The organism is Micropruina sp., from assembly GCF_047602385.1.
GTDB lineage: Bacteria > Actinomycetota > Actinomycetes > Propionibacteriales > Propionibacteriaceae > Micropruina.
Window position 1 is genome coordinate 278,478 of record NZ_JASGHL010000004.1, and the last position, 16,420, is coordinate 294,897.

Here is a 16,420-nt window from a genome sequence, read left to right on the forward strand (position 1 = left end):
TCTCGGGCTCAGCCGAAGATCTGCAGCAGACCCCAGCCGAACAGCAGGTCGAGCGCGCTGACGTAGAGGATCACCAGCAGGACGAAGACCAGCACCACGACGAAGTACTGCCGCAGCTGGGTCGCCGTCGGCCAGACCACCTTGCGCAGTTCGCCAGCGGATTCGCGAACGAATCCGGCCGGGGTGGTGCGCTTCTTCGCCCGGGCGGTGCCGCCCGAGCGCTGCTTGGGAGTCGCGTGGTCCTTCTTGCCGTCCGCGGCTTCCGCCGGTGCCGACTTACGAACCGGGCGGCTGCTCGCCGCCGTCCGCGCTACCTCGAGGGCCGGATCCTGGGCAGCCGGAACGCCGTTGTCGCCGTCGGCATTGTCCTTGTCCGCCACACATCATCCTTCGCACTCGGGTGTCCCAGCAGGGCAAGAGGGACTTGAACCCCCAACCTGCGGTTTTGGAGACCGCTGCTCTGCCAATTGAGCTATTGCCCTTCGCGGTGGCCCGGCCCCGCCGGTCCGGACGCCTTGTGAGCACCATTCCCAGCGCCTTGTGAGCGTTGTGGGCATGGGCCAACTGAGGTGAGGCCACCAAGACAAGGATTCTAGCGGGCTTGCCGAGTCGAGTCGAACCGGCCACCCGCCGCGACCCGGCTCAGGCCTGCCGGACGGCGGCGATCGCCGCGCATACGTGCTCGACGTTGCCCTCGTTGAGCGCCGCGACACAGATCCGGCCCTTGTCGGTGCCGTAGACCCCGTGCTGTTCGCGCAGCGCGACCATCTGCTGCTTGGTCAGGCCCGAGTAGCTGAACATGCCGACCTGGGTGGCGATGAACCCCATGTCGGCGATGCCGGCCGCCTCCAAGCCATCCACCAGGCGCTGCCGCATGGCCTTGATCCGGTCGCGCATCTCCCCCAGTTCCGCCTCCCACAAGGTGCGCAGCTCGGGATCGGTGAGCACCGTGGCGGCCAGCTGTGCGCCGTGGGTGGGCGGGTTGGAGAAGTTGGTCCGGATCACGATCTTGTCCTGGGACAGCAGCCGGACGGCCTCCTCGGCGTCCGCGCAGACAACCGACAGTGCGCCGACCCGCTCGCCGTAGAGGCTGAGGCTCTTGGAGAACGAGGTGGAGACCAGCACCGGCAGACCGGTGTCCGCGAACCGTCGGACGACGGCGCCGTCGGCGTCCAGCGACTCGGAGAAGCCCTGGTAGGCCATGTCGAGGAACGGGATCAGCCCGGCCGCGGTGACCGTCTCGATCACCCGCTCCCACTGCTGCGCGGTGAGGTCGTAGCCGGTCGGGTTGTGGCAGCAGGCGTGCAGCACCACGATCGTTCCGGACGGCGCGGCCGTCAGGTCGGCCAGCATGCCCTCGATGTCGACGCCGTTCGCCGCGGCGTCGAAGTAACGGTAGGTCTCGACGGTGAAGCCGGCCCGGGTGAACAGCGCCTCGTGGTTCTCCCAGGACGGATCCGAGATCAGCACCTTCGCGTCCGGGGCGAAGCGACGCAGGAAGTCGGCACCGATCTTCAGCGCTCCGGTGCCGCCGAGGGCCTGGACGGTGACCACCCGGCCCTGCGCGACGGCGAGCGAGTCGGCGCCGAATACCAACTCGCGGACCGCCTTGGTGTAGCCGGGCAGGCCGTCGATCGGCAGGTAGCCGCGCGGCTTGGGATCTTCGGCCAGCCGTTGCTCGGCACGCCGGATGCACTCCAGCAGCGGGAGCTTGCCGGTGGCGTCCTGGTAGACGCCGACGCCGAGATTGACCTTGCTCGGGTTGGTGTCGGCGACGAACGCCTCGGTGAGACCCAGGATCGGGTCGCGCGGGGCAAGCGGAATAGCGCTGAAGAGGGACATGGCCCTCAGTCTAAGGCGACTCCGACGAGCACGGGCTCGGGGACCAGCGTGATCCCGAACGCCTTCCGGACGCCGTCGCGGACCTCGCCGGCCAGTGCGACCAGGTCGTCGCTGCTGGCTCCGCCACGGTTGGTGAGCGCCAGCGTGTGCTTGGTCGACAACGTCGCCGGCGGCGAGCCGAAGCCCTTGTGGAAGCCCGCCGCTTCGATCAGCCAAGCAGCACTGGTCTTGACCCGGCCGTCCGGGCCCGGGAAGCGGGGCGCCGCTTCGGGCAGGCCGGCGGCCTGGTCGGCGTCCAGGATCGGGTTGGTGAAGAACGAGCCGGCGCTCCAGGTGTCGTGGTCGGCGGCGTCCAGCACCATGCCCTTGCCGCGCCGCAACTCGAGCACGGCGTCCCGGACATCGGTCATCGGGGCGCGTCCGCGGGCGTCGGTCTCGAGCCGCCGGCTCAACTCGCCGAACCGCAGCGGTGCCGACATGGTGCCCTGGCGGAACTGGAAGGTGACGCTGAGCACCAGGTAGCGACCGGGTTCGGCCTTGAACCGCGACGTCCGATAGCCGAGGCCGCAGTCGCCCACCGCGAAAGTGCGGAAGGCGTTGGCCCGGCGGTCCCAGGTGCGCACCGACCACAGCCAGTCGGCGACCTCCTGGCCGTAGGCGCCGACGTTCTGGATCGGGGTGGCGCCGACGCTGCCGGGGATGCCGGACAACGCCTCGATGCCGCGCCACTCCTGGGCGATGGCGTGGGCGACGAAGTCGTCCCAGTTCTCACCGGCGGCGACCTCGATCACCGCTCCCCCGCACATCGCCGCGCCGGGTTCGTCGATGGTGCAGGAGCCGCCGGCCAGGGTGATCCCGCGAGTGGCGACGTGTACCACGGTTCCGTCGAAGCCGTCGTCGGAGACCAGGACGTTGGAGCCGCCGCCGAGGACCAGCGCCGGTTCGCCGGCCGCGTCCGCCGTCCGGACCGCGTCGACCAACTCGGCCTCGGTGGTGGCTTCGATCCAGGTGCGGGCCGGTCCGCCGACCCGCAGCGTGGTGTGGTCGGCGAGACGGGTGGTGCTGCCGGCGAGCAGGTCAGTCAACGCGCACCTCCGCCTTGGCGCCGCCGAGCACCTTGGTGCCGTTGAAGAGAGCGTCGATGGTGACGGTGGCGACGCCGTCCTCAACCTTGCTGACCGTGCCGCCGAAGGTGACCGTGGCTCCTTCGATGGTGTCCTCGACCGTGATCGACTTGACGAATCGGACGTAGTAGCTGAGCACTCGGGAGGGGTCGCCGCACCAGTCGGTGACCACCCGGAGCGCGGTGCCCATGGTGAGCATGCCGTGGGCGATCACCCCCGGCAGGCCGAGCGCGACAGCGGCGGCGTCGGAGTAGTGGATCGGGTTGAAGTCGGTGGACGCCCCCGCGTAGCGGACCAGCGTCTCGCGGGTGAGGGTGGCGGTGATGCTGGGCAAGGCGGTGCCGGCCTCGATCTGGGTCATGCCGCCTCCTGGTCGGGCCAGCTGTGCAGCAGCGTGGACGCGGCGTCGCAGACCCGCTCGCCGTCGGCGTCCAATGCGACGGTGATCGAGATGAAGGCGCTGGTGCCGCGAGCCCGGACCCGCTCGATGGTCAGCGTGGCGGTCACGGCGTCCCCCACCCGCAGCGGACGCCGCCACCTGAACCGCTGGTCGGTGTGCACGGTGCTGCTCAGCGAGAGCTCGAGTTCCGGGTCGTCGAACATCGCTCCCCAGGCTGCCGAGGAGAGCACCGCGGCGAAGGTGGGCGGTGCGACGGCGTCCGGGCTCGAGTAGGCCGGATTGCCGGCATCGCCCAGCGCGGTGGCGAACTCGGCCACCTTGGCGGCGCTGACGACGTACGGCGCCGTGGGCGGGTAACTCCGCCCGACGTGGATCTCGCTGATCATGGCGACAGGGTAGTGCGTGTGCCGGTGCCGGGTCGCCGGGGGCTTGGCTCGCACGGTCGCCGAGGGGTTGGCTCGCACGGTCGCCGGGGGTCGGCGATCTCGACATCGCCGTCCGATGGGGGAAACCTCGCCGATCTCGTGTCGCAACCCGAAATCCGCAAGTCCTTTTCACCATCGGTGAGCGATCTCGACCTCGCCACTCCCTGGCCGGGCGGCGCGGACTGGATCTCCGACCACGCACGCAGGGAGGCAATGCGTCTCGCGGGGCGGTCAGCCGGGCATACCGAGGGATCGCCGGCCGCAGCGGACGAGGCCGGACAACTTCGCTGGGCACCGCGTCCGGGCGAGTCACCCAAGGGGCCGACCCCCGACCAGAGGGGAAGTACGTGCCGCGCCGTTCATCGACGAACATCGCGGCACGCCAAAAGGCCGCCCGTCAGACGGGCGGCCTGGTAGGCGTGGCTACGCTCAGCGGGTCTCGCGGTGCGCGGTGTGCAGGTGGCACTTGGGGCAGAACTTCTTCAGCTCAAGACGATCCGGGTCGTTGCGCCGGTTCTTCTTGGTGATGTAGTTGCGCTCCTTGCACTCGGTGCACGCCAAGGTGATCTTCGGACGGATCTCCGACTGCTTCTTGGCCATGGCCGTTGCTCTCTCTCGTCGTGCAGTTGCTGGTTCTTGGTAGCGGGAGCGGGACTCGAACCCGCGACACAGCGATTATGAGCCGCTTGCTCTACCGCCTGAGCTATCCCGCCGCCCGTTCGGAGTACCCAACGGGCACGATGGGCGGTTTGTTCCATCAACCCCAAACGCAGAGCCCCCATGCGGAATCGAACCGCAGACCTTCTCCTTACCATGGAGACGCTCTGCCGACTGAGCTATAGGGGCCTGAACCGCGTGAAACACTACACGAGGTTTCGCGCCGCCCTCAAATCGAGGGGCTCTCGCCCGCGCCGACCGGGGTGATCTCGACGAACCCGAACCGCTGGTAGAGCTGGGACGCGTCGGCGGCGGTCTCTTCCTGGACGTTCAGGGCCATGCTCTCCCAGCCGCTGTCGTGACAGGCCTGGGCGGCCGAGAGCAGCAGCACGGTGCCCAGCCCGCGCCGCCGGTGCTCGGGGTGGACGAAGAGTTCGATCACGAACGGCACCGCGGGAATGCCTTCCCAGGGCGGGCTGGTGACGGTCTGGATGCAGCCGAGCAGGTTCCCGTCGGCGTCTGCGACGACCAGGGACGCCGCGTCGACCGGGGTGCCGTACTCACCTGCGAAGACGCCCTCCATCTCCTCCACGGCGTCCTCGAGATCGACCGCCGCCGCACCCTTGGGGTAGGAGTCCCAGTACAGCGCGCCCAGCGCCTCAGCGTCCGAGGGCACCTGAGGACGGAGGGTGATCCCGGCCGGAAGCTCCGGCGCGGGCAGGGGTAAGCCACGCTGCATCAGCATGCGGTCAGTGTAGGGGGCGTTCCCGCTAGCCGCTGCGACATCCGGGAGGTCGCGCGGACGGCCGGCGCGGGCCGCGTCCCTCACCGTCTCCCCGGCCCGCAACGCCTCCCAGAACCGATCCGAACACCGCCTCCCAGCCGGCCACCCACCGGCCGTCCCGGCCTCCGCACCACAACACCTCCCACACCACGTGTTGCGACGACCACTAGAGCCCACCGCCGAGTTCGGCGAGCCCTGAATAGTTCGGGGAGCGCGGGGTGCGGGCGGGCCGGGCCGACGGGTTCGTCTGGGGCGGAGTGGCGCGCGGGGCCAGCACTCAGCCGCGGACGAAGATCTCCACCCGGCGGTTGAGCTGGCGACCGGCCGGGTTGTCCTTGCCCTTGAGTTCGTTCGGTGCGACCGGACGGGACTCGCCGTGGCCCTTGGCCGTCATCGGTGCCGACACGCCCCGCTGCCGGAGCGCCTGCTCCACCGAGGACGCCCGCCGCTCGGACAGATCCTGGTTGTAGGTGTCGGTGCCGATGGCATCGGTGTGCCCGCTGATCCGGATCTGGTGGTTGCCCACCTTGGTGAGCGCCTTGGCGACCTGGTCCAGGGTGGCCGACGCGTCGGAACGGATGTTGTCCTTGTCGAAGTCGAACAGCACCCCGTCGGCCAGGGTGATCACGAAACCGCAGATGTCGACCTTGGGCAGCAGCTGCTGCACCGGCGGGAATTTGCCCAGCGGCGGCACCGGCGCCAGCGGGTCGGCCAGCACCGTCCCGGAGAAGCTCGGCCCGACCACGGAAGCACTCCCCCGGCCGTCGTTGCTGATCGACACCTGGCCGTCCACGTAGGTCCCGGAACCGTCACCGTTGTTACTGATCGACACTTTGCCGCTCACGTACGTGCCGGAGCCGTCGCCGTCATTGCTGATCGACTCGGCCGCGCTGACGTAGGTTCCGCCGCCCTTGCCGTCGATGGTGACCGAGATTGCCGAGTCCACGAAGGTGCCGGAGCCGTCCCCGTTGTTGCTGATCGACACCTTGCCGCTGACGTAGGTGCCGCCGCCTTTGCCGTTGCGGGTGATCGACTCACGGTCGCTGACCGAGGTCTCGGAGCCGTCCCGGCCGCGGGTGTAGCTGCCGTCGGCCCCGACGTACGAGCCGGAGCCGTCGCCGTAGAGCACCAGGCCGGAGTCGGCGTTGCTGTACTCGCCGTCCTTGCCGCACCGGACGGCGGTGACCTTGACGCCCGGAACGTCCTTGATCTCGACCTTGAGCTTGTCGCGCAGTTCCTTGCCGGCGCTGGACACCCGGGAGATGTCCGGCAGGCTGAACAGCGGCACCGGCGGTGCGGCGCCGACGGCGTAGCCGGGTACGGCGTTCTCCGCCGTGGGTCCGGTGCTGCTGGAGCTGGGCGGTGGCATCGGTTCGGTGGAGACAGGGGTCTCGACCGTCGGTGTGGCCGAGGGCGACGCGCTGACGCTGACCGAGCAGCCGGTCAGAATCAGGGCGCCGGCGGCGGCGCCGACCAGCAGGCGGGACGTGGACATCAGGCCTTCCTTTCGGGGTTCTGGGTGGGGGGTCGGACGGGCAGCCAGAGCGACACCGACGTGCCGACGCCGATCCGGGAGTCGAGGTGGACGCGGCCGCCGTGCCGTCCGGCGACCGAGCGGACCAGGGCCAGGCCGAGGCCCTGGCCGGGAATGCCGCGCGCGGTGGACGCCCGGGACAGCTCGTCGAAGACGTCAGGCACTTCCTCGGCCGGGATGCCGGCGCCGGTGTCGGCGACCACGATGCCGATGCCGCCCTCGGATTCGGCGGCCCTGATCTCGATCCGGTCGCCCGGCCTGGAGTACTTCACGGCGTTGTCGGTCAGGTTGTAGAGCGCCAGGTAGAGCAGGTCGGGATCGCCGGCGATGGCGGGCAGCGGCCACGGTGCCTGCGGCAGGTTGAGCGACCACTGCCGCTGGCGCCCGGACGGGGTGGTCGAGCAGGCGTCCCGGACGGCGGTGAGCAGTTCGCCGAGATCGACCGGTTCGATGTCCAGGTCGCGGTGCTCGACATCGGCGATCTTGCGCAGCGAGGTGAGCAGCGCGCCCAGCCGGGCCGACTGGGTGGCGATCACCTCGACGGCGTCTGTGGCCTGCGGGCTGCCCGGTGGGGCGGCACGCAACGCGTCCAGGGCCAGGTTGGTGGCCATCACCGGATTCTTCAGCTCGTGGTCGATCCGGCCGAGCAGCCGTCCACGTTCGGCGCCCAGCCGGGACTCGACCTCCTGGGCGGCCATGGCCACGCGCTGGTCACCCAGGGCCTGCAGGCGCGCCCTTCCGCGGGCGAGGCGTCCGAAGGCGAGCGCGGTGCCGGCGATCAGTACGGTGAGCAGCGCCATCAGCAGCGCGGGCGCGACGGCGAAGACCACCCGGGTCTGCGGCACCACCAGCCACACGATCAGGGAACTGAGCAGTCCGACCGCGGCGACCGCCGCCGCGACCCGGTTCGCGGGGGTCATCGGCTGCCCGGATTGATCGGGGCCGGGCCGACCGGGGCCGGGCCGACCGGGGCCTGGCTGACCGGGGCCTGGCTGACCGGGGCGACGAAGGCGTAGCCGACGCCGGGCACGGTGCGGATCCAGCGCGGATGGGCCGGATCGTCGGCCAGCACCCGGCGCAGTTCGGAGATCCGGTGATCGATGGCGCGGGTGCCGACCGGGTCGTCATAGCCCCAGACCACCTCGAGCAGCCGCGGTTTGGAGACCACCTCGTCCGGGTGGGTGATCAGGTGGTCGAGCAGGGCGAACGCCTTGGGGGTGAGAGCGACCTCGCGTCCGGCCAGCCTGACGCGGCGGGCAGAGCGATCCACGGTGAGTTCGCCCGCGGTGAGCACGGACGCGCTGGCCAGGCTGGGTCTCCCGGCCGAACTCCGGCGCAGCACAGCGCGGACCCGGGAGATCAACTCACCGGCGTCGAACGGTTTGTTCAAGTAGTCGTCGGCTCCCTCGTCCAGTGCCCGGGCCCGTTCCGCTGCCTCCCCCACCGAGGTGAGCAGCACCACCGGGACGGTGTGTCCGTCGCGGCGCAGCCGGCGCAGGGTTTCGCGTCCGTCCAGGCCGGGCATCATCACGTCCAGCACCACGATGTCGACGCCACCGGCGGCCACCGTCGCGAGCGCAGCAGCGCCGTCCTCGGCGATGGTCACCGCGAAGCCGTCGCGTTCCAGGATGGGACTGAGCCCGGAGGTGATGCCGGGGTCGTCGTCGACCAGCAGCAGCCGGGCGCGGTCAGGAGACATAGCCGTCCACCAGCACCGCGTAGGAGTCGGCGGAGTCGGCGCAGGTGCCGCGGACCACCTTGGTCTGGGTGGTGACCGTCTTCTTGCCGTCGAGCAGGAAGCGGATCGGGACCAGCGCCGGAGTCGGGTTGCTGCCGTCCAGCCGGATGTTCTGGACGGGGTCGCCGCCGGCCAGGATCAAGACCTCGATCACGATGTCGTCGGGGACGGACGTCCGCAGCCCCAGTTGGCCCTGGAAGACGGTGTGACCGCCGACCCCGAAGACGACCTCGTCCGGGGTGCCCTCGCAGCCTGCCCAGAGCGAGAGCGCCGAGTCGTGGCGGGTGCCGGCGGCGTCGCCCTTGATGGTCGCGGTGGTGCGCACGGCGTCCCTAGTTGCGCGGGTGACCAGAGTGTCCACGGCGATCGCACCGGCCGGGACGGCGTCCTTGCTCGCCGACGGCACAGCCGTGGACGGCGGAGCGGCTGGCTGGGTCGTGGCCGGTGAGGCGGACGGCGACTCCCCGGTGACCGCCACGCTGCAGCCGGCGCTCAGCAGCAGCGCGAGTGCGGCGGCGAGGACTGGGGCGAGCCGGGGGCGCTGGTTCGTCATGGTGATCCCTTCGTGAACTGACGGGTCCACGCTATTGGCCGGGCAGGTCCCGAGGGTGGCCGCGATGTCGCAATGCGGTCGCAGTCCGGCGACATTGTCGCCTGGCGCGTGCTCGGCACGCGTCAGTGCGTTGTCCTCCCGACGTTCCATACCTGCCACCCCGGCCCTGCGCCCGATGAAGCGATGAGCCCACGTTGCCGCCGTCCATTGCTCGCCACGATCGGACAGACCGAAGCCACGGCGCGGTAGGCCTGCCGCTCAGCGAGCCTCTGGCAGCAGCGTCAACGCATTCACATGATTGGGTCTAACCACTCGAAAGTGGCGCTGATCGAGCGTCGCGACCTCGCGGACATCAAGCCGCTCGGCGAGAGCGATGAGCGGGCCGGAGTCGCAGAGGATCATGAACGGGGCGAACCGAACCCGCCAGCGAGGATCTCATCCACGCTCATCGAGAGATCGGTACGCCCTTCTTTATCGGCCCCCATGCCGAAGAACACCGGTGGCCAGACCGGCTCGGTGGCAGGACTGGGCAGCAACCGACGAAGGTCGGCGAGCACGCGAACGACTTGGTCGGCGGGCAGTGCGTCGACGAGCTCGTGCAGCTCGCTTCGCTCCACAATCATGGAAACAAGAGTAGGCCCGAACCCGAAGAAGTGGCCTCGAACTCGCCATCCAGGCTTATCAGAGACCACTTCGCGCGGGTGGCAGGTGTAGGATTCGAACCTACGTAGGCGATGCCGACGGTTTTACAGACCGCTCCCTTTGGCCGCTCGGGCAACCTGCCGTGCTGGTGGGCGAGGACAAACATAGCAACACTGTCGGCGGGCGGACCAATCGGGACGAAGCAGAGATGAGGACGGACGATGGCAGGCGATAGCTCCTTCGACGTGGTGAGCAAATTCGACCAGCAGGAGCTGGAGAACGCGGTCAACATGACCGCTAAGGAGATCCGCAACCGGTACGACTTCCGGGGTACCGACGCCGCGATCAAGGTGGCCGACGACGTGGTCGACATGGAGGCGTCCGGCGAGGAGCGGGTGAAGGCAATCCTCGACGTGCTGCAGACCATGCTGGTCCGGCGCAAGATCGATCTGAAGGCGTTGAAGCCCGGCGAGCCGCGGATCAGCGGCAAGATCTGGAAGCTGACCGCCACCATGCAGCAGGGCATCTCGGGCGACGACGCCCGCAAGATCGCCAAGCTGATCCGCGACTCAGGCCCGAAGGGCGTCCGCACTCAGATCCAGGGCGACGAACTGCGGGTGTTCAGCAAGAAGCGCGACGACCTGCAGGCCTGCCAGCAACTGATCAAGGGTGCCGATTACGACTTCCCGGTCCAGTTCGCCAACTACCGGTAGGAGGGCGCTGGCGCTGGTCGCCTCGCGAGGTTCGACAAGCTCAACCGGCGAGCGGGCTTCGACAAGCTCAACCAACGATGGCGGTTTCGACAAGCTCAACCAGCGGTAGCCGGCATCAGTTCCGGACGGCGTAGCGCAGGAAGACGAAGCCGGACGCGAAGCGCTGTTCCTCGAGCAACTCCAGGGTGAGCGTCACCTCCGGCAGCAACCGGACCCCGCTGCCGATCACCGCGGGGGCCAGGTAGATGGTGAGTTCGTCGATCAGGCCGGCGCGCAGCAGCTGGGCGGCCAGGGTGGGGCCGGCCACGGTGAGGTCGGCGTCCGCGCTCTCCTTCAGCCGGCGGATGGCGTCGAGATCGAGGCTGTGCTCGAGCCGCGTCCGTGGCTCCTCGACCGAGGACAGCGTGCTGGAGAAGACCACCTTGTCGGCATCGCGCCACAGCTGTGCGTAGTCCTGGACGACGTCCGGTTCGCCAGCCAGCCAGTCGTCCTCGCCCCAGACCTTCATGGTCTCCCACATCCGGCGTCCGTAGAGGTAGGTGCCGATCCCTCGATCCCGGTCGTTGACGAACTGGTGCACCTCGGCGTCCGGTTCGGCCCACGCGAAGTTGCTGTCGGCGCCGGTGACGTAGCCGTCGAGTGAACTGATCATTCCGTAGCTGAGCGTGGCCATGGCGGCAGTATCGACCAGTTTCCGCCGCGGGCCAATCGGTCGCACCCGCCGGCGCGAACCGCGACCTTCAGCCGGGACGTCGCTCGAGGCGCGGACCCATCACCTCGTAGACGTTGCCGTCGGCGGCCCGGTAGTGGCGCCACTGACGGTCGTCGGCGCTGTCGATCTCGGTGAGCCACTCGACGCCGAGCCGGTCCAGTGCCGCCGCCGTCGCGTTGAAGTCGTCGACGAACAGTCCGGGCACCGGTGCGGTGCCGAAGAAGGCGTGGTAGTCGTCCGAGGTCGCGTACAGGTGGAGTTCGGCCCGGTCGTCGAGCGCGAACCAGACGCTGCTGGACGTCTCGCGGATCACGTCCAGTCCGTAGCCGTCCACATAGAGCCGTCGCATGCCGGGCAGGTCATTGGTCCACAAGCCGAGGAAGGACACCGACACCATGCCGGCCATCGTCGCAGACCCCCGCTAGCGTGGCACCAGTGAGCACCACCCTGCGGATCGCCAGCGCCAACGTCAACGGGATCAGGGCCTGCGTCCGGCGCGGGTTCGGCGACTGGCTGGCGCGGCGGGAGCCCGACATCGTCGCCGTCCAGGAGGTCCGCTGCCCGCACGACGAGGTGCCCAGCGACGCCTGGCCGGAGCATCGGCTCACTTACCATCCGGGGCTGCTGGCCGGCCGCAACGGGGTCGGGGTGCTGTCCCGCTGGACGCCGTCCGCGGTGCGGATGGGTTTCGGCAACCGCGCCTTCGATCATGAGGGCCGCTACCTGGAGGTCGATCTGGAGCCGCCGTCCGGACCGCCGCTGACCGTCGGATCGCTGTATGTGCCGAAGGGCGCGTCCTGGGAGGGACCGGACGCCGACCCGGAGAAGCACCAACGCAAGATGCGTTTCCTCGCTTCACTGGGCGCCTACCTGACCCGGGCACGGCGAGGGGCCGCGCGACAGGGGCGCGAGTTCCTGGTGATGGGCGACCTCAACATCGCCCACACCCGGCTCGATCTGACCAACTGGCGGGCCAATCAGCGCAACCCCGGCTTCCTGCCCGACGAACGGGCCTGGATGGACAAGACGTTGTCGCCGCGAACCCTGGTGGACGTCGTCCGCCGGCTGCACGGCGACCGGCAGGGACCGAACTCGTGGTGGACGTGGCGCGGCCAGGCCTTTGTCAAGGACACCGGCTGGCGGATCGACTACCAGCTGGCCAGCCCGGCGCTGGCGGCCGCCGCGATCACCGGCGGCACCGACCGCGAGCCCACTTATGAGCAGCGGATGAGCGACCACTCGCCCGTCGTCGTCGACTATCGCTGCTGATTCCCGCCGATCACGAACACGCCGGTTCCACCCGACGAGATTCTATCGGAGCTAAGAATGCGGCGAAATCATCGGACGCTGCATTATTGTCCCGACACACCACGGACTGGCCGCGCCGAGCTGATCGGCCATCGCAAACTTAGCCCAAGGAAATATCGGCCCCTCGTCGGTTCGCCGGCGAATGAGTTGGCAATGCGCCCACCGCACGAGATGGAGGCCGGCGAACCGGCATCACCCCTCACCACAACCGTGAACGGTCGGCGGAACGAGGCAGCTGGCTGACCGGGGCCTCGTCACTTTCGGACGGAGTATTGACGCCCGCCCATGACCGGGAGCATGCTCGTCTCGCGCCATTCCGAATACCTGAAGGAATGCCAAGAAAAGTCGCTCCACCCCCTGACTCCAAGCGACTGGCGGACCGGACAACCGCCTGCAGAAATGCGCCCATCCTTCCATGACCGCGGCCGCGAGGTCGCGATCATGCGGCACCCCGGAATGCGATGAATCGTGAGCCTCACGTATCAATTCGACCTGTCCCACCTCGACCCCGACCGCAGCTACACCTTCCACAAGCGGGGCCGGGTCTACCCCATCCAGAAGCACACCGCGGCAAGCCTGGCCGCCGCTGTCAGCGGGGATCGCCGGCTCACCGCCGCTCGGCACCGGATCACCCACTTCGTCCGTAACGTCGCCAGTAGCCCCACCGACGGTGTGGTGATCCAAGCGGTTCGGACGCCGGTGGCCGTCGACGGGCCGAAGGGTCCGGGCACCCAGACCTACAACCAACTGGTCACCTTCGCGATCTCGATCCCGGGCGCGGACGACCCCCTGAACGACACCGAGGATCTGGCCTGCGCGCTGCTGTTCCTGCACAACAACCTGGCGAACCTCTCCGCCCAGCAGGACTTCACCGTGCCGAGCTACATCCTCGACACCTGCATCCGCCCGAACGCCGGCGACCTCGCCCAGCAACTCGGCGAACTCGCGATCCAGGGCGAGAAGCTGGATCAGCGATCCGTACGCGGTGATGCTCAGCCCGACCGAACACCTGCTCTACCCGTCGCCGCCGACGCCCGAATCGCTCGCGAACGACCCGCTGCTGTGGCGTGAGGGACGCGATCCGCTGATCGAGCGGTTGCTGACGATGCGATCGTCGCAGCCCACCGATTCGGGCTCCCAGCCGGGTGACTGGGTGTACTCGCAGCGGCTGAACATCGACGCCCTGCAGCCCGCACTCTCGGGCTCGCTCGGCGCCGCGCTGGCCGCCGCCAAGAACGCCGAAGAGCTGGAGGGCATCACCTGGAACGTGCAGAGCGCCGTCGCGTCCACCGACTACGGCGCCACACCAGCGGGGCCACCACCGCGGCGCGCCGCCAGCCCGGCCACGGAGGCGAAGAGCCTCGGCGACGACGACGTCACCTGGACGGTGACCAACCTGTCGCCGGGCAGTGGGCTGAGCGTGGACGCGTCCTCGCTGAAGGTGGACATGAGCAAGGACACCGACAACCCCGACTACGCCGGGCAGCTCACCCTCGACTGCACCAATCACTGGCTGCGGCACCTGTCCGCCTACGTGCAGTTCCTCAAATACTCCGGTGAGGGTTCGGCGCAGACCCTGGTGCCGATCGACCTGGGCGCCAGCGACACCGAGGTCACCAAACCCGACCCCAGCCAGCCGGGCCACCTGATCCACTACTACGTCAACACCAAGTGGCCGGGCGACTTCTGCAACGTGAAGGAACCGATCTGGTCCGGGATGGGGTTCATCGAACCCGACCACACCAAGAAGTTCCTCAGCTGGGTGAGCCCGACCGGCACCATCTGCGGCATCCCGGTGCCTGCGGCGCCGAGCACGCTCACCGTCGACTACCTGCCCAAGGACGCCAACGTCGTCCGGATCATGTGGGGCGGGCTGGGCCGCGGACCCTACGACCAGGACGTCTGCGCGCTGGGGATCTCGTTCACCGCGGTGTTCGAGCTGGCGCTGCCGATGATCCTGCTGATGTACGACGCCGCCACCGTCGACAGCGCGGCGCTCACCGAGAGCGTCTGGAACCACAAGGGCACCATGTTCAACCTGGCCAAGACCATCGTCGGCGTGGTGATGAACACCAAGCTCAACGCCGACACGATGATCCAGCAGGACGCCGAGGCGATCGGCAAATTCCTGGCCGAGAGCCTGCTGCCGGACCTGCTGCAGACCGGCTGTGCCTACGGGGTGATCCTGATGGCGCAGATCGCGGTCGGCGCGGTGGTCGAGTCGATCCCCTTCCTCGACATCGCCTCGCTGATCTTCAACGGCGCGATCACCGTCGCCCAACTCAGCCAGACCATCGTCGAGGTGGTCGACTCACCCTTCGTGTTCACCACCGACATCGCCCGCACCTTCGACCTGGCCCTGACGATGAACCCGGACGAGGCCATGCACGAGTTCCCACCGGAGGCGATCGGCGGCACCTATCAAGTCTCAATTGCATTCTCGTCGAACGCGACCCCAGCGGTGACCACCTTCGCGATGCCGGCCACCACCTGGAGCGAGCCGCTGCAGCTGTCGTTCTCGAGCCTGCCCGCAGGCGGCCAGATCCAGGTCAGCGTCTTCATGTATTCACCCACCGGCTGGCAGGCCGGGCAGGGCCAGAGTGCCTGGATCGACGCCAAGGGGGACGGCACCGGTCCGAACCCGGCAACGCGGACGGTGAGTGTGACGGTGACCAACAACGCTCCCCCGCTGGACCAGTTCTCGGTGTACCAGTTCACCGAGAAGACCGTGTTGAGCGGCGGCGTCCGGCAGTGGCTGGGCACCACCAGCGAACCACCGGCGGTCCAGCCCACCGCGACCGTCGCCACCGACACCGAACTGACCCGGCTGGGCGGCCTGACCATCAGCCAGAGCGCCGGGATGCTCGGCTACAGCTATCAGAGGGACGCCAGCCAGTTCACCGTCGAGAACGTCTCCCTGCTGCAGCACCCGCAGAGCGCGTACGCGGCGGCGTCCGGAATCGTCGTCACACCGGCGCTGGCCTACCAGCGCACCGGCGCCTACGACGGCTCCGGGCTCAACTTCTACCTGGACGGCAACCCGGCGACCAACCTCGGCGAAGAGGCGCATCTGCGCCGGCTGTCGCTGGTCTGGACCCAATCCGGCGGCAGCCAGCCGCCGAACCTGAACCCGGACCCGTCGCTGAGCTGGGGACGGTTCCCGTTCCCGATGGACCGGCTGGCCGGCTTCAACGATTACGTCGCCGGGATCAGCTTCGACGTCAACCACAGCAAGCTCTATGTGCTGCAGGTACCGGCCGCCGGCGGGCCGAACGAGACGGCGCCGAAGGCCTGCATGTTCGCCGGCCCCGGCACCCGGGTCGGCCTGGTCTCGGTGCCGCGGGCGATCACCTTCGGCATGCAGGGTCAGATCTTCGTGCTTGAGCAGGGCACCTGCCGGATCCAGGCGTTCGACACCAGCGGCAACCCGCTGCCCTGCTTCGACCCGACCGGCTCGGGCACCAAGCAGGCCACCATGCCGCTCGCCAACGCCACCGCACAGACGGTCTGGCTGGACGTCGCGGTCGAACCCCAGGGCTACCTCTACGTGCTCTCCTACGAGGGGCTGGGCAGGTCGCCGGACGACTACCACCTGGACCTGTACCGGCCGGACGGCTCGTTCCTGGCCCGCACCGACCACTTCGCCGCGGCCGCGATCGCGGTCGACATCATCCGGGACGTCTACTCGCTCAACTACGAGGTGCTTGAAGGCGACGCAACCCCCGAACCGAGCGTGAGCCTGTGGGTGCCTCCGGTGAAGGCGTACCGGGGCAGCATCCTCAGCATCAACGCGCCTTCCCTGGCGCTGCAGGAGTCACCGCAGACGATCCTGACGGTGACCACCGACGCCAGCACCATCGTCCGGCTCAACGGCGTCACGGCCACGCTGGCCGACCTGAAGCCCGGCATCACCGCCACCGCCTTCGGCGCGATGAGTTCCGCCGGCGTCCTGTTCGCCACCCAGCTGTTCGCCACGTCCTGAACGACT

18 protein-coding genes and 4 tRNA genes are annotated in these 16,420 nt (G+C 68.9%); 4 read left to right on the forward strand and 18 right to left on the reverse strand.

What is annotated here, in order from left to right:
- Positions 1-8: 8 nt before the first annotated feature.
- From secE to QM711_RS14485, 16 genes are all read right to left on the reverse strand, one after another.
- Positions 9-380, reverse strand: a complete 372-nt coding sequence (secE, locus tag QM711_RS14410) for a preprotein translocase subunit SecE (protein WP_415100519.1) — start codon at positions 378-380, stop codon at positions 9-11.
- A gap of 29 nt (positions 381-409) precedes the next feature.
- Positions 410-482, reverse strand: a tRNA-Trp gene (locus QM711_RS14415).
- Positions 483-642: 160 nt separating this feature from the next.
- On the reverse strand, positions 643-1,842 hold the full coding sequence (locus tag QM711_RS14420) for an aromatic amino acid transaminase (protein ID WP_415100521.1): 1,200 nt from the start codon (positions 1,840-1,842) through the stop codon (positions 643-645).
- A gap of 5 nt (positions 1,843-1,847) precedes the next feature.
- Positions 1,848-2,927, reverse strand: coding sequence for a UDP-N-acetylmuramate dehydrogenase (locus tag QM711_RS14425; RefSeq protein ID WP_415100523.1), 1,080 nt, complete (start codon positions 2,925-2,927; stop codon positions 1,848-1,850).
- Positions 2,920-3,327: a MaoC/PaaZ C-terminal domain-containing protein gene (locus QM711_RS14430; protein ID WP_415100525.1), complete on the reverse strand. Its 408-nt coding sequence runs from the start codon at positions 3,325-3,327 to the stop codon at positions 2,920-2,922. The genes QM711_RS14425 and QM711_RS14430 overlap by 8 nt, the downstream gene beginning before the upstream one ends.
- On the reverse strand, positions 3,324-3,752 hold the full coding sequence (locus QM711_RS14435; protein WP_415100527.1) for a MaoC family dehydratase N-terminal domain-containing protein: 429 nt from the start codon (positions 3,750-3,752) through the stop codon (positions 3,324-3,326). The genes QM711_RS14430 and QM711_RS14435 overlap by 4 nt, the downstream gene beginning before the upstream one ends.
- Positions 3,753-4,220: 468 nt before the next feature.
- Entirely contained in the window at positions 4,221-4,391 is a 171-nt protein-coding gene (rpmG, locus tag QM711_RS14440; RefSeq protein ID WP_105184661.1) for a 50S ribosomal protein L33, read from the reverse strand.
- A gap of 37 nt (positions 4,392-4,428) precedes the next feature.
- A tRNA-Met gene (locus tag QM711_RS14445) sits at positions 4,429-4,504 on the reverse strand.
- Between the two features lie 60 nt (positions 4,505-4,564).
- A tRNA-Thr gene (locus tag QM711_RS14450) sits at positions 4,565-4,637 on the reverse strand.
- A gap of 40 nt (positions 4,638-4,677) precedes the next feature.
- Entirely contained in the window at positions 4,678-5,193 is a 516-nt protein-coding gene (locus tag QM711_RS14455; protein WP_415100529.1) for a GNAT family N-acetyltransferase, read from the reverse strand.
- 316 nt (positions 5,194-5,509) lie between these two features.
- Positions 5,510-6,727, reverse strand: a complete 1,218-nt coding sequence (locus QM711_RS14460; RefSeq protein ID WP_415100531.1) for an OmpA family protein — start codon at positions 6,725-6,727, stop codon at positions 5,510-5,512.
- The gene (locus QM711_RS14465) at positions 6,727-7,686 is read right to left on the reverse strand and encodes a sensor histidine kinase (RefSeq protein WP_415100533.1); all 960 of its coding nucleotides are present in this window, start codon (positions 7,684-7,686) and stop codon (positions 6,727-6,729) included. The genes QM711_RS14460 and QM711_RS14465 overlap by 1 nt, the downstream gene beginning before the upstream one ends.
- A complete protein-coding gene (locus QM711_RS14470; protein ID WP_415100535.1) occupies positions 7,683-8,465 on the reverse strand; it encodes a response regulator transcription factor in 783 nt (260 codons plus the stop codon). The genes QM711_RS14465 and QM711_RS14470 overlap by 4 nt, the downstream gene beginning before the upstream one ends.
- Complete coding sequence (locus tag QM711_RS14475) at positions 8,455-9,057, reverse strand: hypothetical protein (RefSeq protein WP_415100537.1); 603 nt, start codon at positions 9,055-9,057, stop codon at positions 8,455-8,457. The genes QM711_RS14470 and QM711_RS14475 overlap by 11 nt, the downstream gene beginning before the upstream one ends.
- Before the next feature lie 398 nt (positions 9,058-9,455).
- Complete coding sequence (locus QM711_RS14480; protein ID WP_415100539.1) at positions 9,456-9,680, reverse strand: hypothetical protein; 225 nt, start codon at positions 9,678-9,680, stop codon at positions 9,456-9,458.
- A 79-nt stretch (positions 9,681-9,759) separates the two neighbouring features.
- Positions 9,760-9,841, reverse strand: a tRNA-Tyr gene (locus QM711_RS14485).
- Positions 9,842-9,920: 79 nt separating this feature from the next.
- Here QM711_RS14485 and QM711_RS14490 point away from each other — a divergent pair.
- Positions 9,921-10,412, forward strand: a complete 492-nt coding sequence (locus QM711_RS14490; RefSeq protein WP_415100541.1) for a YajQ family cyclic di-GMP-binding protein — start codon at positions 9,921-9,923, stop codon at positions 10,410-10,412.
- Positions 10,413-10,527: 115 nt separating this feature from the next.
- Here the strand turns inward: QM711_RS14490 and QM711_RS14495 are convergent, their stop codons facing one another.
- Both QM711_RS14495 and QM711_RS14500 read right to left on the reverse strand, forming a co-directional pair.
- On the reverse strand, positions 10,528-11,085 hold the full coding sequence (locus QM711_RS14495) for a dihydrofolate reductase family protein (RefSeq protein ID WP_415100543.1): 558 nt from the start codon (positions 11,083-11,085) through the stop codon (positions 10,528-10,530).
- A gap of 67 nt (positions 11,086-11,152) precedes the next feature.
- The gene (locus QM711_RS14500) at positions 11,153-11,521 is read right to left on the reverse strand and encodes a VOC family protein (RefSeq protein ID WP_415100545.1); all 369 of its coding nucleotides are present in this window, start codon (positions 11,519-11,521) and stop codon (positions 11,153-11,155) included.
- Between the two features lie 38 nt (positions 11,522-11,559).
- Between QM711_RS14500 and QM711_RS14505 the strand changes: the two genes are divergently transcribed.
- From QM711_RS14505 to QM711_RS14515, 3 genes are all read left to right on the forward strand, one after another.
- A complete protein-coding gene (locus tag QM711_RS14505; protein WP_415100547.1) occupies positions 11,560-12,393 on the forward strand; it encodes an exodeoxyribonuclease III in 834 nt (277 codons plus the stop codon).
- A gap of 507 nt (positions 12,394-12,900) precedes the next feature.
- Complete coding sequence (locus QM711_RS14510) at positions 12,901-13,503, forward strand: hypothetical protein (protein ID WP_415100549.1); 603 nt, start codon at positions 12,901-12,903, stop codon at positions 13,501-13,503.
- The gene (locus QM711_RS14515) at positions 13,421-16,414 is read left to right on the forward strand and encodes a hypothetical protein (RefSeq protein WP_415100551.1); all 2,994 of its coding nucleotides are present in this window, start codon (positions 13,421-13,423) and stop codon (positions 16,412-16,414) included. Before QM711_RS14510 ends, QM711_RS14515 begins: the two co-directional genes overlap by 83 nt.
- Positions 16,415-16,420 lie beyond the last annotated feature (6 nt).

What these genes read in the sequence shown, in the direction of transcription:
- QM711_RS14490 (WP_415100541.1), top strand. Translation starts at nt 9,921, where the DNA reads ATGGCAGGCGATAGCTCCTTCGACGTGGTGAGCAAATTCGACCAGCAG.
- QM711_RS14495 (WP_415100543.1), bottom strand. Translation starts at nt 11,085, where the DNA reads ATGGCCACGCTCAGCTACGGAATGATCAGTTCACTCGACGGCTACGTC.
- QM711_RS14470 (WP_415100535.1), bottom strand. Translation starts at nt 8,465, where the DNA reads ATGTCTCCTGACCGCGCCCGGCTGCTGCTGGTCGACGACGACCCCGGC.
- QM711_RS14465 (WP_415100533.1), bottom strand. Translation starts at nt 7,686, where the DNA reads ATGACCCCCGCGAACCGGGTCGCGGCGGCGGTCGCCGCGGTCGGACTG.
- QM711_RS14460 (WP_415100531.1), bottom strand. Translation starts at nt 6,727, where the DNA reads ATGTCCACGTCCCGCCTGCTGGTCGGCGCCGCCGCCGGCGCCCTGATT.
- QM711_RS14500 (WP_415100545.1), bottom strand. Translation starts at nt 11,521, where the DNA reads ATGGTGTCGGTGTCCTTCCTCGGCTTGTGGACCAATGACCTGCCCGGC.
- QM711_RS14475 (WP_415100537.1), bottom strand. Translation starts at nt 9,057, where the DNA reads ATGACGAACCAGCGCCCCCGGCTCGCCCCAGTCCTCGCCGCCGCACTC.
- QM711_RS14430 (WP_415100525.1), bottom strand. Translation starts at nt 3,327, where the DNA reads ATGACCCAGATCGAGGCCGGCACCGCCTTGCCCAGCATCACCGCCACC.
- QM711_RS14435 (WP_415100527.1), bottom strand. Translation starts at nt 3,752, where the DNA reads ATGATCAGCGAGATCCACGTCGGGCGGAGTTACCCGCCCACGGCGCCG.
- QM711_RS14480 (WP_415100539.1), bottom strand. Translation starts at nt 9,680, where the DNA reads ATGATTGTGGAGCGAAGCGAGCTGCACGAGCTCGTCGACGCACTGCCC.
- QM711_RS14420 (WP_415100521.1), bottom strand. Translation starts at nt 1,842, where the DNA reads ATGTCCCTCTTCAGCGCTATTCCGCTTGCCCCGCGCGACCCGATCCTG.
- rpmG (WP_105184661.1), bottom strand. Translation starts at nt 4,391, where the DNA reads ATGGCCAAGAAGCAGTCGGAGATCCGTCCGAAGATCACCTTGGCGTGC.
- QM711_RS14515 (WP_415100551.1), top strand. Translation starts at nt 13,421, where the DNA reads ATGCTCAGCCCGACCGAACACCTGCTCTACCCGTCGCCGCCGACGCCC.
- QM711_RS14455 (WP_415100529.1), bottom strand. Translation starts at nt 5,193, where the DNA reads ATGCTGATGCAGCGTGGCTTACCCCTGCCCGCGCCGGAGCTTCCGGCC.